The sequence below is a fragment of the Halobellus captivus genome, assembly GCF_007655485.1.
Lineage (GTDB): Archaea > Halobacteriota > Halobacteria > Halobacteriales > Haloferacaceae > Haloquadratum > Haloquadratum captivum.
The window spans coordinates 566,204-580,470 of the sequence record NZ_VJXQ01000001.1 but is presented as its reverse complement, the minus strand read 5'-3'; the positions used below and the strand labels follow the sequence as shown (position 1 = coordinate 580,470).

The 14,267-nt window shown below is 60.7% G+C and carries 15 protein-coding genes; 9 read left to right on the top strand and 6 right to left on the bottom strand.

Features of this window, described 5'->3' with window-relative positions; all coding sequences use genetic code 11:
• The coding region (locus FJT57_RS02815) for an aminomethyltransferase family protein (protein ID WP_203229079.1) at positions 1–1,004 on the bottom strand (1,004 nt) is incomplete at its 3' end.
• Between the two features lie 171 nt (positions 1,005–1,175).
• Here FJT57_RS02815 and FJT57_RS02810 point away from each other — a divergent pair.
• The gene (locus FJT57_RS02810) at positions 1,176–1,697 is read left to right on the top strand and encodes an amino acid-binding protein (protein ID WP_144901468.1); all 522 of its coding nucleotides are present in this window, start codon (positions 1,176–1,178) and stop codon (positions 1,695–1,697) included.
• A gap of 37 nt (positions 1,698–1,734) precedes the next feature.
• On the opposite strand, the gene FJT57_RS02805 is transcribed toward FJT57_RS02810, so the two are convergent.
• The gene (locus FJT57_RS02805) at positions 1,735–2,478 is read right to left on the bottom strand and encodes a type I 3-dehydroquinate dehydratase (protein ID WP_144901466.1); all 744 of its coding nucleotides are present in this window, start codon (positions 2,476–2,478) and stop codon (positions 1,735–1,737) included.
• 474 nt (positions 2,479–2,952) lie between these two features.
• On the opposite strand from FJT57_RS02805, the gene FJT57_RS02800 reads away from it, so the two are divergent.
• The 4 genes from FJT57_RS02800 to FJT57_RS02785 all read left to right on the top strand — a co-directional run bounded on the left by FJT57_RS02800 (position 2,953) and on the right by FJT57_RS02785 (position 6,811).
• Complete coding sequence (locus FJT57_RS02800) at positions 2,953–3,717, top strand: IclR family transcriptional regulator (protein ID WP_144901464.1); 765 nt, start codon at positions 2,953–2,955, stop codon at positions 3,715–3,717.
• 336 nt (positions 3,718–4,053) lie between these two features.
• Positions 4,054–5,193, top strand: a complete 1,140-nt coding sequence (locus FJT57_RS02795; protein ID WP_144901462.1) for an amidohydrolase family protein — start codon at positions 4,054–4,056, stop codon at positions 5,191–5,193.
• A 2-nt stretch (positions 5,194–5,195) separates the two neighbouring features.
• Positions 5,196–5,579, top strand: a complete 384-nt coding sequence (locus FJT57_RS02790) for a Rieske (2Fe-2S) protein (protein ID WP_144902520.1) — start codon at positions 5,196–5,198, stop codon at positions 5,577–5,579.
• A gap of 557 nt (positions 5,580–6,136) precedes the next feature.
• Positions 6,137–6,811: an MBL fold metallo-hydrolase gene (locus FJT57_RS02785; protein ID WP_144901460.1), complete on the top strand. Its 675-nt coding sequence runs from the start codon at positions 6,137–6,139 to the stop codon at positions 6,809–6,811.
• Between the two features lie 79 nt (positions 6,812–6,890).
• Here the strand turns inward: FJT57_RS02785 and FJT57_RS02780 are convergent, their stop codons facing one another.
• Positions 6,891–7,934 (bottom strand): zinc-dependent alcohol dehydrogenase, encoded by a 1,044-nt coding sequence (locus tag FJT57_RS02780; protein ID WP_144901458.1) that lies wholly within the window; start codon positions 7,932–7,934, stop codon positions 6,891–6,893.
• Between the two features lie 70 nt (positions 7,935–8,004).
• Positions 8,005–8,514, bottom strand: a complete 510-nt coding sequence (locus FJT57_RS02775) for a VOC family protein (RefSeq protein ID WP_144901456.1) — start codon at positions 8,512–8,514, stop codon at positions 8,005–8,007.
• A 244-nt stretch (positions 8,515–8,758) separates the two neighbouring features.
• Between FJT57_RS02775 and FJT57_RS02770 the strand changes: the two genes are divergently transcribed.
• Both FJT57_RS02770 and FJT57_RS02765 read left to right on the top strand, forming a co-directional pair.
• Entirely contained in the window at positions 8,759–9,238 is a 480-nt protein-coding gene (locus FJT57_RS02770) for a TRAP transporter small permease (RefSeq protein ID WP_144901454.1), read from the top strand.
• Positions 9,231–10,529, top strand: a complete 1,299-nt coding sequence (locus FJT57_RS02765) for a TRAP transporter large permease (protein WP_144901452.1) — start codon at positions 9,231–9,233, stop codon at positions 10,527–10,529. Before FJT57_RS02770 ends, FJT57_RS02765 begins: the two co-directional genes overlap by 8 nt.
• A 28-nt stretch (positions 10,530–10,557) precedes the next feature.
• On the opposite strand, the gene FJT57_RS02760 is transcribed toward FJT57_RS02765, so the two are convergent.
• Positions 10,558–11,517 carry an AEC family transporter gene (locus FJT57_RS02760; protein ID WP_144901450.1) on the bottom strand — a complete coding sequence of 320 codons (960 nt, stop codon included), beginning with the start codon at positions 11,515–11,517 and terminating at the stop codon, positions 10,558–10,560.
• Positions 11,518–11,675: 158 nt separating this feature from the next.
• On the opposite strand from FJT57_RS02760, the gene FJT57_RS02755 reads away from it, so the two are divergent.
• Positions 11,676–12,122, top strand: coding sequence for a universal stress protein (locus FJT57_RS02755; RefSeq protein ID WP_144901448.1), 447 nt, complete (start codon positions 11,676–11,678; stop codon positions 12,120–12,122).
• 120 nt (positions 12,123–12,242) lie between these two features.
• Here the strand turns inward: FJT57_RS02755 and FJT57_RS02750 are convergent, their stop codons facing one another.
• Positions 12,243–13,343: a TRAP transporter substrate-binding protein gene (locus tag FJT57_RS02750; RefSeq protein ID WP_144901446.1), complete on the bottom strand. Its 1,101-nt coding sequence runs from the start codon at positions 13,341–13,343 to the stop codon at positions 12,243–12,245.
• Between the two features lie 135 nt (positions 13,344–13,478).
• Between FJT57_RS02750 and FJT57_RS02745 the strand changes: the two genes are divergently transcribed.
• Positions 13,479–14,237, top strand: a complete 759-nt coding sequence (locus FJT57_RS02745) for an SDR family NAD(P)-dependent oxidoreductase (protein WP_144901443.1) — start codon at positions 13,479–13,481, stop codon at positions 14,235–14,237.
• Positions 14,238–14,267 lie beyond the last annotated feature (30 nt).

Sequence of the window (14,267 nt, the reverse complement as noted above, 5' to 3'; positions counted from 1 at the left end):
TCGTCGTCCCAGACGAGCGTGACCTTCTCGCGCTCGGGATCGTCGATCTCGGCTTCGAGGGCCTCCTTGCCGACGAAGTCGTGATCGAAGTCGATGATGTGATCGTAGCCGACTTCGATCGGCGTCACGTAGTAGTCCTCGATGTCGTCGGAGTCGTAGCTCCCGCCGATCGAGATGAGACCGCGGCGGAGCGAGAGCCACTCGCGGAAGTCCTCCATCTCCGCGCCGGAGTAGATCGCCGGGACCGGCAGCGGAAGCCAGCCGAGAACGGTGTTTGCGCTCTGATAGCTTTTCGAGCCGAGCCGTCGGATGTCGTAGTCCGCACCGGCGTCGAGGATCGACTCTCGAACGTCGTCGGCGTCGTCCCAGTCACCCCAGAACTCGAAGCCCGCCTCGCCCGCCATCCCGTGACGGAGGAGGAAGGCGTCGCTTCCGTCGATGGAGACCTCCTCGAAGCGGAAGAACCCGAGGTCGGGGATCGATCCGTCGATCGCCTCCTCCATCACGGCGACCGCGTCCGGTCCCTGCACCTGATAGCGGAAGTTGTTCGGGTCCTTACCGGTGCCGACGGGGCGCGGCTGGTACTCGGTTTCGACGTCGTACTCGCCGATCTCTGCCTGATACATCAGCCAGTTGTGCGCGGCCGCGGCTCCGACGCTCAGGAACGAGTCTTCGGCCTCGCGGAAGAGGATCGCGTCGCCGATGAGGTAGCCGTCGGGGTTGGCGACGACGAGCTGTTTCGCCTGGCCCACGTCGAACTGTTGGAAGTTGTTGACGGCGTAGTCCGAATACAGATCGATCGCGTCGACGCCGTCGATCCGCAGGTCGGTCATGTGGTACGACTGATCCGCGAACGCGACGCCCTCCTGCCACGCACGCTGTTCTTCGATCCAGTGGGTGAACTCGTCGGGGAGGTCGGTGAACCGAGCGAGGCCCAGATCACGGAGGAGATCAACCGGGGTCTCGGCGGAATCGAGTGCATCTTGTAGCGTTCGTCCTGACATATGAATACATACGTAGCTCGCCGTAATTCGACATAATTCTTTATATGAGTGGATTTACTCGGATAAGAATATACCCCGACAGTCCTCCGGTTCGGATCCGAGCGACACTACCTTTATTCCGATCCCGTGACTTGCTCACACTATGCACGAAAGACGGAGGGAAATCGGGCGATGAACGACGTAGAAACCGACGTTCGTGCGTACACGCTTCGGCTGGAGTTGGTCGACGAGCCGGGCGAACTCCTCCGTTCGCTCCGACCCATCGCGGACAACGGGGGTAATCTCCTGTCGATCTTTCACGAGCGGGGGAACGTCACACCTCGCGGGCACATCCCGGTCGAGGTCGACGTCGAGGCGACGCCCGCTCGGTTCGAGCAGATCATCGACGGCCTCCGCGACGCCGGAATCAACGTGATTCAAGCGGGCACCGAACGGTACAGCGAGGGCCTCACGGTGATTCTCTCGGGGCACGTCATCGACACCGACCTCTCAGATACGCTCTCGCGGATTCAGGAGTCGGCGAACGCGTCGGTGACGGATCTAGCGCTGGCGGCACCCGAGGGGACGGCCAACGTGTCGTCGGCACGGATCGCCATCGCGGCCGAACGGGGGGCGACAGCGGCCGTGCTCGAAAAGATCCGAGACGTCGCCGCGGAGAAGGACCTCCGGCTCGTGGAACCGCTCGCGGGCTAAAGGGCGTCGACGGGGGGCTTCTGCCGCTCGAAGCGATTCAGTTCGGCAAGGAAAGCTCGGACGGGACGGCGACGTCGTCGTCGACGGCGTCGATCCGTTCCAGTTTCGTTCCGTTGATGCGCGTCGATTCGACGAGCGCGGCGAGTTTCTTCAGCGAGATCTGCCCGGGAGCGTACTCGGCGTCGTCCGACAGCAGGGGCGCGTACCCGAGCTTCGAGCCGTAGATGTGTCCGATCACGCGCGTGTGACTTCCGGTTTCGCCCATCGCGATCCCGGCGGCATCGATCCCCGACTGCGTCGCCTCGTGGAGGGTCGCGAGGAGCGTCAGCGTGTCCGAGAGGTCCTGTGGGTACGTCGCGACCTTCGCGATATCGCCGTAGTGGGCGCACTGCTCGATAATCGCCGTGAGAATTTCCTTTTCGGGTGTGGCGTCGAAATCGTGATGGGAGATGATCAAACCGACGTCGTTGTCGCGGAATTCCTCGAGGATCCACTCCTTCGCTCGTGCGGTTTCCAGTTCGATGTCCACGTACGCGACGCTGTCGAACCGTGACGCGGCAAAAAGCGTGTCCAGACGGCCCGTGTCCTTTGCCTTTCCACCGAACCACTGGTTCCGGTTCGTCGCGATGATGGGAAGTTCGCCGTCGTAAGCTTCGAGTTGTTCGAGCGGGTTCTCCGCCTTGTCGATCCGAAATTCGACGATGTCCGCCGCCTCTCGGGCGTCTTGCTCTCGTGTTAGATCGTTTGTTGTGGCCGCGAGAGCGAAGCCGTCGATCTTCATTGTCACGCGGTAGCATCCAAGTCCATATAAACTTGGTTATCGGTGCGGTGGATAGCGAGATAACCTTGGTCCTGTATATGAATAATATAATTGACTAATAAAAAGAAATATAATAATACTTATTTTCATATAGATTGCAAATCCAGGGCATCAAAACGAACGAGGATAGTCGTAGTGGATACTTAAATTTACACGTATTTGGGGATTTATAGCAAATTTATAAAACTAAATTGGAAGAAGTCACTAATACTTTAATAAATTGTTCTGCTAGCTAGGTAGGGGATTGGTGCCGTAACCTGATGATTTGAGCGTATCTTCTATAATATACAAAATAGCTTATTAGTATTGTTATCTGTTATATTATGCTCGGAAATCAACATTCCTGACCGATTGGGAAGTGCCGCTATCGGGCCGATGACTTTCGAGTCGTGGTGACGCAAACGTTTATTGTCGCATTGCGGAAAGTAGGTTCCAATGAACCCGGACCCCCCAAATCGATTGATTCACTCGGCGGTTCGAGCGTTCGAGATCGTCGAAACCGTACGGCGATTAGACGGCGCGACGTTCACCGAGTTGACCTCGGAAGTCGACGCTTCCGAGAGCACGCTCTACGATTACTTGGAAACGCTCCGTTATCAGGGATACCTCTCGAAAAAAGACGGTTCTTACCGGCTGTCGCTGCGGTTCTTCGACCTCGGAGCGTCCGCTCGGGAGGCGTTTCCGATCTACAGGCACGCGCGTTCGACCCTCGAGACGGTCGCCGACGAGAGCGGTGCGGCCGTTTGGCTGATGGTCGAAGAAGCCGGGAAGGCCGTGTACCTGGCCCGCGAGATGGGGGATCAGGCCATCGAAACGCACGAGCGACTCGGGAAGCACGAGTATCTGCACTGTCTGGCGTCCGGAAAGGCGATGCTGGCGTTTTCCTCCGCGGAATACGTCGACGAGGTCGTCGAGCGGCACGGACTTCCGAAGCGGACTCCCGAATCGATCACGACGAGGGACGAACTCGCCGCCGCCCTCGAGGAGATCCGTGAGAAGGGGTACGCGATGAACGAACACGAAACCGCGGAGGGCGTCTCCGCGGTGGCCGCCCCGGTCGTCGCGAACGACCGCGTGTACGGGGCCGTGGCGATCGCCGAACCGATCGCGCGGATGCGAAACGAGGAACGGCGGCGGAAGCTGATCGAACTCGTCTCGACGGCGTCGAACGAGATCGAACTCAGACTCACGTACGAGTAGCGCGGACGACTCCTAACAGCGGTACGACTGTTATCGACATCCGGTAACGCGAAACGGTTTACCTCACTCCGCCAGTTTCGATGAGACGGACGGCGGCGCGAAGCTCTGCGAGTGTGCGTCCTGTTCACGACTGGCGTGACAATCACCACTTACCCTGGTTTCGAATTTCGCATATATCGAAGTATATTTTGAGATGCTCACCACAATTCTACCTCACTATAGTTTCTGAATCTCCGTCTCTCGACTGTCTCAACACCTATTACGATCCACTTCGTGAATATCGAACCGACAGCTGAGAACACGTATATTTATAATGTACGAGACGGTCGTATCACTATGGGATCGTCGATACAGCGACTCGATTCGAACGCCGAAGTGCCGGAGGAGGCGTTCGACGTGGACGTGATAGATATGGACTTCCACGTCAACCCTCTCGAGGAGGATCTGGAACCGTACATCGAGGACGAACGGGCGCTCGACCGCCTCACGACGGAGTTCGGGATGTGGCCCATTCCCGACAAGTGGGACGCGGCCTACGCCATCGCCGAGGGGAACGAAGGGCTGTTCACGCAGGGGCGAGCGGAGGTCGCGGAGGACGTGTACGAGGCTTGCCAGAAGTTCGCGATCGACACGCCGATCGTCAACTGCGCGCTCAATATGCTCCCGCAGCAGCATCACCCCGTGCTGAAGAACGCGGTGCTCGAAGCCGGGAACTCGTATATGCTCGATCACTTCGTCGACGAGGACGTTCCCACGGCGCTGTCGATCGCCAAGTGGGACGTCGACCACGCGCTCGACGAACTCGATCGCTGGGGCGACGAGGACGGGGTCGTCGCCGCCTACAGCTGGTTCGATCCGCGGGAGCCGTGGGGCGTCGAAGCGTTCGATCCCGTCTTCGAGAAACTCGAATCGCTCGGACTGCCGCTTTTACTCCACGGCTCGCTCGCGTTCTGGCCGCAACACTCCTACGTCGGCGACGAGATGCTGACGTGGACGGAGGTACTCGGCTTCGACTGGCCCATCTATGGGATGGTCAACACGGTGAATATGATTATGCGCGGCGTCTTCGACCGCTATCCGGACCTGAACGTCGTCTTCCAGGAGGCCGGTCACTGGTGGATTCCGTTCGCCCGCTACCGGATGGACGAGTTCTACGAGATGCACCCCGAAGACGTCCAGATCACGCCGCGAAAGTTCGAGGACGGCGGTCACTACCTCGACCGTGCGCCGAGTGAGTACTTGCGAGATAACATCTACGTGTGCACGCAACCTTTCGCCCTGCCGCGCCGCGCGGGAGAGGCCCGGGGGATGCTCGATCTCAGTATGGCGTCCGACACGTTCCTCTACTCGTCTGACTGGCCCCACCAGACGCTCGACCCGCCGACGTGGTTCTTTACGAGCCGCGCGTTCAGAGACGACGAGGAACTGCGAGACGACATCCTGCACGACAACGCAGAGGAGATCCTTCGACTGTGACAATGTCCGACGACACCATCGCCATCGGCGGAGACGAGTACACCAGGGTCGCGGCGGTCGGCGACATAGAGAGCAATCGCGGCATCGCCGTCAGCGTTGATGGGATCGAAATCGCCGTCTTCAACGCCGACGGGGAGTTCTACGCCATCAGCAACCGGTGCGCACACCAGAGCGCGCCGATGTGCAAGGCGGGTGAGAAGAAGATCAACGCCGAGCACACGTGGACCGAGTCCCGCGGCGGGGTCAACGCCGAGGCGTGTACGGTCTCCTGCCCGTGGCACCTCTGGGAGTGGGACCTCGAAACCGGCAAGAACGAGGCGTCGGGACAGCGGATCGCTACCTTCGACGTCGCCGTCCGCGACGAAGACATCTTCGTCCGCATCTGACCGGTCTCCTCGTTTCGGTATATGCGGAGTAATCTCGGTTCGGGGAGGTGACCACTCGTATGTGACTACTTGTGTTCCTCTCAGGGATCTCTTCGACACAATTGAAAGACAGTTTGTGAGACGGTCTCGGGCCGAGTACCCGTGTCATTTAGGGGGATACGTGGCGAATAACAGAAGAGAGTCACCTGATTTCCAACCACGCTGGTGGTGACTCGGTATCGGGTCGGGACAGCCTCGGAAGGCGATGTCGCGGTTTTCTGGTCACTCACCTGCGGTACGTGGATCACAATCGATTCACTATTGTTGGAAACCATTCGCGCTCGTCGATATAAACTAATGCGTGTACGCTCGTTATTATTGAGAGACACGGTAGAACTGACGGATCGGTTTTCGATATCGTTGAAACAGTGGTGACTCGGGTCTGAAGGGCGTTGCAAGAGGGGATTGGTGCCACTACGTTGGTACGGCGACGCGTCGGCCCGTCAGCGGCTTTCGGCCCGAAACGGCGCTCCGATGACAGGGTTTATATACTATCATCAACGACTTTTACCGGAGAGATGAGCGTCAGCAACGTCGTCGAGGGAATCGATCAGATACAGTTCGAACACGTCCGCGTGTTCGTGTTGAGGGATATGCCGACCGAGGGACAGATCACGCTCGTCGACACCGCGTTCGACGAGGACGGCGAGGAACTCGTCGAAACGCTCCGTTCGGAGTACGGAACCGTCGATCGGGTCGTCCTCACCCACGGCGATCACGGACACCACGGCGGTCTCGCCCACGTGGTCGAGGCGTTCGATCCGGAGATCGTACTGCCAAGAGACGAGACGAAGCTCTACGAGCATCTCGACGAACTGGGCCTCGACATCGAGCCGGACGTCGCCTACGAGGACGGCGACCTCCTCGACGGTAACATCCGCGTGATTCAGATCCCCGGACACACGGAGGCGACCTCCGCACTCCTCTTGGAGGATCGAGACATCCTCATCTCCGGCGACGTCCTCGACGGGTCCGATCGCGGCGGACTTCCCGCCGGGTATCTCCTGCCGCCACCGGCGCTGTTCAACGACAATCACGCCGACGCGGAACTGAACCTGTACAACCTGCTCGGATACGACTTCGACACCCTGCTCGTCTTCCACGGCTCGCACGTCTTCGAGGATCCGAAGGGGAAGCTCGACGACTACCTCGTCGAGCGCGAGTGGAACGAGTGGGACCCGCGAACCAACTGATCGCGTCGAACTACCGATTGACTGTCGGAGCGGCACCGATCGTTTTCGGCAGGTATCGCACGCGATTGAAGAACCGCTCTTATTCTCGCAGTACCGAGACGTCGAACACGGGTTTGCAGGTCTCGCCGCCGAGGAATGCCTCGAACGCCGCTTCCGATTCGAGGAGGCTGAATCGGTCGTCGAGGAACGTCTCGTGGTCCAACTCGCCGTCCTCCATCTGCCTGAAGACGCGATGAAAGTCCTGATAAAGCGCGCTGTAGGAACACTGTAGGTCGACCTCCGCGCGAACGAGCGGGGTGTAATCGAGCGTCGCTTCGCCGGGCTGCCCGACTAGGACGATCTGACCGCCCTTTCGGACCTCCTCGGCGGCCATCGACAGCCCCGAGGGGTGTCCCGTGGTGTCGAAGACGACGTCGTAGCCGATGCCGTCTGTGACTTCCTCGCGGTACTCGGCGAGATCAGTCTCCTCGATGTTGACTCCGGTGTATCCGAGCTTCTCCGCGAGCGGGAGGCGATAGGTCGTGTCGGGGCTGATTCCAGCGACGGTTACGGACGCGCCCTGAGCGTCGGCGACCTGCGCGGTGAGCAGCCCGATCGGGCCGGGCCCCGCGACGAGTACCCTGTCGCCCGCACCGACGCGGGAGTTTTCGATGACTGCGCGGGTACAGACCGCTGTCGGCTCCGCGAGCGCCGCGTGCCGCGGGTCGACGCCGTCTGGAACCGACTGCAACGAGTCCGCGGGGGCGGCGATGTAGCCCGCGTACGCGCCGTCGTGGTCGATTCCGGTCAGCTCGATGTTGTCGCAGATGTTCTCCATTCCGATCTGACACTGGTAGCACTCGTCGCAGCCCCTGATCGGCCGCTCGACCACGCGCTCGCCCGGCGAAAAGCGTGTGACGCTGCTTCCGAGTTCGACGACCCGCCCCGTGTACTCGTGTCCGATGATCGTCGGCGGATTCATCCGTTCGAACGCCGACTTGAACTCGTAGATTCCGGCGTCGCTGCCGCAGAGACCCGCATAATCCACTTCGATCAGCACTTCATCCGGTGCGGGAGCCGGTCGCTCCACGTCGACGAGCTCCATACTCCCGGACTCGCGCTTGGTCTTTGCTAGTCCGCGCATACGAATGGGTGGAAACTCTCATATTATAACCTTTCGGATATCTCGCATCGGTCGGGATGAGATGGGCCGTTCACTCGTCATCTTCGAATGCGTATGCGACCGCGTGCATCTGCTCGTGGCTGTGCGAGTAGATCTCGATCAGGTTCCCGAACGGATCCCGACAGTACGTCAGTCGGAACTCCTCGGAGTCTTCGTACAGACGCCATATCTCGGCGTAGTGGTCGCCGCCGGATCGATCGATTTTCGACGCCAGTTCGGCGACGTCCGGATCGATGACGCAGAGGTGGAAGAGTCCCGGCCGTTTCGGATCGACCGGTTGCGGTTCCCCCGCGGGCTCGAACTCGAAGAACTCCACGGCGACGCCGCCGCCCGTGAGGAGGTGTGCCACGTTCATCGATTCGTACTCTCCGAGTACGTCGACCCCGCGCCTCCCACCGTAGCCCTCCCCTCCGGTGGACGTTCGCGGCCCCTTGAGTCGAGTCCATCCGAGCACGTCCTCGTACCACTCGAGTGCCGCTTCGATATCGGGGACCGTGACGCCAACGTGCGCAACCCGGCGTGGGTGCTGAGAATCAGCCATACCGTCGTCTCTGTCGAGGCGCGCTTTAGTGTTCGGGTAACGCCCAGGCCGCTGTTTCTCGTAGTCGGGCCGACTGCGCTGGGCTCGCGACGCCGCGCACCGACTGCCTGCCAGCAGATCCGTGGGAACGATGCCGCGCTTACCGGGGGCCAGCCGAGACTGTAATTTGCGGTATTCACCGGTCAAACGGGTCCGTTTGGCCATATGCAAAGGATTTATCATCGATGGTGATTTTTACCCTGCTATGGCATCGGACTGGTTCGACAGAGTCACCGTCGCGGTTGGTGTTATTATGCTGAACATTATGTTGGTGGTCGGCCTCCTCCAGGTGGTGAATCGGTACATCGATCTGCCCGTGTCACTTCCGTGGACGTACGAAGTCGCCAGAACGACGCTCGCGTTTCTCGCCATCCTCGGAATCCCCTATCTGTTCAAGAACGATTCGGATATCTCGTTTCTCCCCGTTCTGCGTCGGATCACCTCGCGCACGGACCAACTGCTTCTCGTCAGAAACGTGTTGATGGCGTTCCTGTCGGCCTTGCTCGTTTGGTCCGCGTACGTCGCGACGGGGACGTCCGGAGACACCGGCCTGCCACTGCTCAGCTGGTTCAAAGTCGGCTGGGGCTACACGTTCTTCGGCGTCGCCGCGGCAGTCCTCTTCGTCGTCGTCGTCACCGACACAAAGCAGCGCGTCGGTAACCTCATCGGAGGGAACGATGTCTGAAGTTCTTCTCCTCGCCTTCATCGGGCTCCTGATGGCGTTGTACGGCGTCGGAGTCCCGGCGGCGTACTCCCTCGGACTGACTGTCATCTTCATTATGCTGCTGCCGATCGGTCCCGAGCTGAACTACATCGTCATCACCCAGCGATTCTGGGCCGGGATGAACTCGTGGGTACTGCTCGCCGTCCCGTTCTTCCTGATGGCGGGCCGGATTATGAACATCACCGGAATCACAGACGATATGTTCAACTTCGCCACGGAACTCGTCGGACCGATTCGGGGCGGGCTGGCGCAGGTGAACGTGGTCGTGAGTCTGATCTTCTCCGGAATGAGCGGCTCCGCGGTCGCCGACGCCGCGGGTATCGGTAGCGTCGAGTACGAGGCGATGACGAATAACGGCTACGACGGCGAGGACGCCGTCGGCATTACGGGCGCCTCGTCGATCATCGGCCCGATCATCCCGCCCAGCATTCCGATCGTCGTCTACGCGGTCTTAGCGCAGGAGTCGATCGGTACGCTGTTCATCGCAGGCGTCGTCCCCGGGGTATTGATGGCGCTCGCAATGGCCGGAACGGTGTATTACCTGGCGCGAAAGGGTGACTGGCCGACCGAAGGGTCCTACGACGTCACACGTCTGTTCGAGTCCTTCATCAAGGCCGTTCCGGGGCTGGTGGCCCCGCTCATCATCATCGGCGGCATCCTCGCTGGCGTGTTCACCGCCACGGAGGCCGCCCTCGTCGCCGTGGTGTACGCCATCTTCTTGGGCTTTTTCTACTACCGATCGATCACGCTATCGGACCTGTACGAGGTGAGCAAAGAGACGTTCGAGGACACCGCGAGCATCGTGGTCATCTTCGGGTTCGCGAACCTCTATGCGTACTGGCTGACGCTCGCCGGGATCCCGGATATGATCGGCGAGATCGTCACCGGTCTCGGGGCTGGCACCGTCGCCACGATGTTGCTGTTGGCGTTCGTTCTGTTGGTTCTCGGGACGTTTATGGAGGGGATGGCGGTGCTGCTGATTATGGTCCCGATGCTGGTCCCGCTGTATCCCCAGCTCGGCATCGATCCGATCCACTTCGGTATCGTGATGGTCGTGACGCTGATGTACGGGCTGATCACGCCCCCGTTCGGGCTGATCCTCTTCGTTCTCGAACGGGTGACAGACGAGTCTCTCGACCAAATTATGCGGGCGATGCTACCGTATTACGTGCCGCTGGCGGCCGTCATACTGCTGCTCATTATTTTCCCCGAGCTGTCGCTTGCGCTCCCCCGTTCGTTCGGTCTGCTCTGAGGGGGGCCGCAGTCGTTCTCGCTCGGGATCAGATGACGTATCCGGACTTCAACAGCGCGACCGCGACCGTCAGCACCGGAATCGACACGAGCGTGGTCACGAACACGTTCGCCGAGACGAACTCCGGATGCGTTACCCCTTTGACCGTCTTCTCGCTGGCGAATTCGACGACGAAGATGATCGGAGCCACCGCCACCGGCATCGCCGTCAACAGGACGAACACCTGGGCGACGTCGCTGTTTTGAAATCCGAGCGCGAGCGCGAGCGCGATACCGACGAGCGGGGAGACGAGAAACCGAAAGAACGTGGGCGTGACCGTCATCGAGAGGGCACCGGCGTACTCGGTCTCCGAGAGCTGAATCCCGAGAATGAGCAACATCACGGGGATCGAGGACTCGCCGACGAGTCCCAACGTCTCCATCAACGCCGAATCCGCGGACGGCACAACACCGACCGTACGAGCCACGATGGCGGCGATGACGGCGTACACGAGCGGGTACCGAAACACCCGTTTGAGGTTTCCATACCCCGACTGCTGACCGGATCGTAGGGCGATCAACAGGCCGATGGTGAACACTAATGCCCCGTGGACCGCGGCGAAGAGCACTGCCGTCTGCCGACCGATGTCACCGTACGCGAAGTCCGCCAACGGGATTCCCAGCGCGCCGGTGTTTCCGAAGACGGCGACGAGGACGAACGTGTTCTGCACCGCCCCGGACTTTCCGGTGACACGTCCGTACAGTTGCGAGACGACGAGCAGACACGAGACGAACCCGAGTACGCCGAGCGTCACCTTCAACAGCGCGTCCGCGTCGAGTTCCGTGAGCGTGATGCTGTGGATGATGAGCGCGGGGGTCAACACGAACAGCGAGAGGGTGTTGAGTGGACCCGGATCGATCGCCTGGAACCTGTTCAAAAGGAACCCGGCGCCCAAGATCAGGAAGATCGGGAGGATAGACGACGTGATAATCGAAAGCGTAGATTCCATCGTGGTCGGCAATCGTCCACGAGGTGTGAAAAACGTTACCGTTAGCGTATATATCGACGGACCGCGTACGCTCCGATCTTGTCTCCGTTCTGTCGAACGGGCTTTCGGAGCGCCACCGTCACTAAAATTATATGAGTGATGGTCTTCTACGGAGAGATATGGTTATCGTGGCTGCAGTCGATCGATCCGAACAGGCGGGTGCCGTACTGCGGGAAGCTGATTCCCTCGCACGACAGTTCGACGACGTGGTACACGTCCTGCACGTGATGAAGCGGTCGGAAGCGATTCAAGTCGAAGAGGACAGCGTCGGCCACGGCGACGACGGCATCCCGGTTTCGGACCTTCGGGACCGGGCGAAACGGGTTGCAACGGAGCTGATCGGTTCCCACCAGTTCGGTGCCGAGACGGAAGCCGTCGGCCGCATCGGAGATCCGGCGAGCGAGATCGTCGATTACGCGGAGGAGAAGGACGCACGGTACGTGGTCGTGAGTCCGCAACAGCGCAGTCAGACCGGGAAAATCCTCTTCGGAAGCGTCGCCCAGTCAGTCCTGTTGAATGCCCACTGCCCGGTCGTTTCGCTTCGGGACCAGTCTCTCGGCCAGTAACGAGCGCAGTCGTCTCAACGGGCAGTTCCACGGAGAGAAGAGCGTCGGCGGAGAAGGCTAACACAGGAGTGCGTCTCCACGACGGAATGCAGCGTTCCGCGTTCTGATAGAATCGCGTCTCTACGCGAGGTCTTGGACGTCAGCGATGTCGACCGCCCAGTTGGAGTCCGACAGTTCTTCGAGCGCTGGCTGTCCGGCCTCGACGAACGCGTCGCGGTCGACCTCTTCGGCGGTGACCACGGTCGTCCCCTCGTCGCGGGCCTGGTCGTAGAGCGATTCCTCCTCGGACTTGATGTCCTCGGTCATCGCCTCGACCGCGTCGCTCGCGGTGGCGGTGATGAGTTCGCGGTCCTCGTCGCTCAGTCCCTGGAAGAACTCCTCGTTGTAGAGGAAGTGCTTCGTGTCCAGCAGGTGGTTGGTGACGCTGAAGTGCGATTGGACCTCGTAGAGGCTCACCGAGAGGAACTGCGAGATCGGGCCCTCGGAGGCGTCGACGACGCCGGTCTGCAGCGCCGAGTACAGTTCGTCGTAGGCGACCGGCGTCACGTCGGCACCGATCTCGTCCCAGACGGCCGTCCACGTCTCGTACTGCGGGAGGCGCAGTTTGAGCCCCTGGACGTCCTCGGGACTGGTGACCGGCGTGTTGCTGGTAAAGCACCGGTTCCCGACGTAGAACGCGTCGCCGAGTCGGATGCCGTTTTCGAGCAGGATCCCGTTCAGGCCGTCTTCGGGCTTCAGGAACTCCTCGTTCACCGCGCGGTAGTGCTCCATGTCCTCGATGACGAACGGATCGCCCGCGAACGAGTACTCGGAGGCGAACCGTTGGGACAGCGCCGTCGGGCTCTCGTGTAGAATGTCGACGGTCCCGGCTTCGATGGCGTCGAGGTTGTCCTCGGTGCCGCCGAGGGTCGCTGCTTGGAGATCAACGGTGATCCGGCCGTCTGTCTCCTCTTCGATGACGTCGACGAAGTACTCCTGTGCGGTTTGCACGGAGATGTTCTCCGGCGGCTGGGTCGTCGCGAAGGTGAGCTCGAACTCCTCTGCACCGCTGTCGCTGCTGGTCGTCGCACCGCCGCTATCCCCGCTCCCGTCTCCGTCGCTGTCTCCGCTCCCATCGCCGCTACCGCCCATACAACCGGCGAGGCCCATCCCGACACCGAGGGCGATCCCGCCGCTTTTCAATACACTTCGACGTGACGTTGGCTTGTGCTTACGAGCCATACCAAAACGGAATCAGTTAATTAGTAATAAAGATTGTGCTATATCGGAACAGAGAGCACGGTCTCGCCCCGGTTCACACTGTTTTCCACGGGAATCACAACGTATAATTCGACCAGCGACTTCTCTCCGGCCGTTATGTTAGTTGCTGACAACGTCGCGGTGATCACCGGCGGCGCGTCCGGTATCGGCGAAGCAACGGCGAAGAAGTTCGGCGAGCACGGCGCAAACGTCGTCATCGGCGACATCGACGAATCGGGTGGCACAGAGACGGTCGCGGACGTTCTCGACGCCGGGGGAGAGGCGACGTTCGTGCGCACGGACGTTTCCCGGGAAGGCGACGTGCGGCAACTGATCGAGACCGCCGTCGAGGAGTACGGCGGACTCGACGTCCTGTTCAACAACGCCGGAACCGAAGGCGCGCTGGCCGATTTCGCGGAGTACGAGTCCGACGATTTCGACCACGTCGTCGACGTCAACCTGCGCGGGACGTTCTACGGGATGAAGTACGGTATTCAGGCGATGCTGGCCGACGGCGGCGGCTCGATCGTCAGCACCTCGTCGGTCGCCAGTGCCACCGGAATTATGGGACGCGCGGGGTACAGCGCATCGAAAGCGGGGATCAACGCGATGACGAGAGCCGCGGCGATGGAGTACGCCGAGGACGGGATTCGGGTGAACGCGATCCTCCCCGGCATCGTGGCGACTTCGATGCAGGACCGCGTGGCGGTTCAGCGACCGGATACGACCGACCGTTACGAGATCTCGGAGGCGATGCCCGGCCGTGCGGATCCCGAAGAGCTCGCGAACGCAGTTCTCTTCTTGGGCTCGGATCTCTCCTCGCGTATCACGGGGGTGTCGCTCCCGGTCGAGGGAGGGTTCCTTCTGCAGCCGTAACCAGTTTCCGCACCCCTGGCCCGGGCGCTT

Excerpts from the sequence above, each read along its gene's own strand:
- FJT57_RS02810 (WP_144901468.1), top strand. The coding sequence starts at position 1,176 with ATGAACGACGTAGAAACCGACGTTCGTGCGTACACGCTTCGGCTGGAG.
- FJT57_RS02805 (WP_144901466.1), bottom strand. The coding sequence starts at position 2,478 with ATGAAGATCGACGGCTTCGCTCTCGCGGCCACAACAAACGATCTAACA.
- FJT57_RS02800 (WP_144901464.1), top strand. The coding sequence starts at position 2,953 with ATGAACCCGGACCCCCCAAATCGATTGATTCACTCGGCGGTTCGAGCG.
- FJT57_RS02795 (WP_144901462.1), top strand. The coding sequence starts at position 4,054 with ATGGGATCGTCGATACAGCGACTCGATTCGAACGCCGAAGTGCCGGAG.
- FJT57_RS02790 (WP_144902520.1), top strand. The coding sequence starts at position 5,196 with ATGTCCGACGACACCATCGCCATCGGCGGAGACGAGTACACCAGGGTC.
- FJT57_RS02785 (WP_144901460.1), top strand. The coding sequence starts at position 6,137 with ATGAGCGTCAGCAACGTCGTCGAGGGAATCGATCAGATACAGTTCGAA.
- FJT57_RS02780 (WP_144901458.1), bottom strand. The coding sequence starts at position 7,934 with ATGCGCGGACTAGCAAAGACCAAGCGCGAGTCCGGGAGTATGGAGCTC.
- FJT57_RS02775 (WP_144901456.1), bottom strand. The coding sequence starts at position 8,514 with ATGGCTGATTCTCAGCACCCACGCCGGGTTGCGCACGTTGGCGTCACG.
- FJT57_RS02770 (WP_144901454.1), top strand. The coding sequence starts at position 8,759 with ATGGCATCGGACTGGTTCGACAGAGTCACCGTCGCGGTTGGTGTTATT.
- FJT57_RS02765 (WP_144901452.1), top strand. The coding sequence starts at position 9,231 with ATGTCTGAAGTTCTTCTCCTCGCCTTCATCGGGCTCCTGATGGCGTTG.
- FJT57_RS02760 (WP_144901450.1), bottom strand. The coding sequence starts at position 11,517 with ATGGAATCTACGCTTTCGATTATCACGTCGTCTATCCTCCCGATCTTC.
- FJT57_RS02755 (WP_144901448.1), top strand. The coding sequence starts at position 11,676 with ATGGTTATCGTGGCTGCAGTCGATCGATCCGAACAGGCGGGTGCCGTA.
- FJT57_RS02750 (WP_144901446.1), bottom strand. The coding sequence starts at position 13,343 with ATGGCTCGTAAGCACAAGCCAACGTCACGTCGAAGTGTATTGAAAAGC.
- FJT57_RS02745 (WP_144901443.1), top strand. The coding sequence starts at position 13,479 with ATGTTAGTTGCTGACAACGTCGCGGTGATCACCGGCGGCGCGTCCGGT.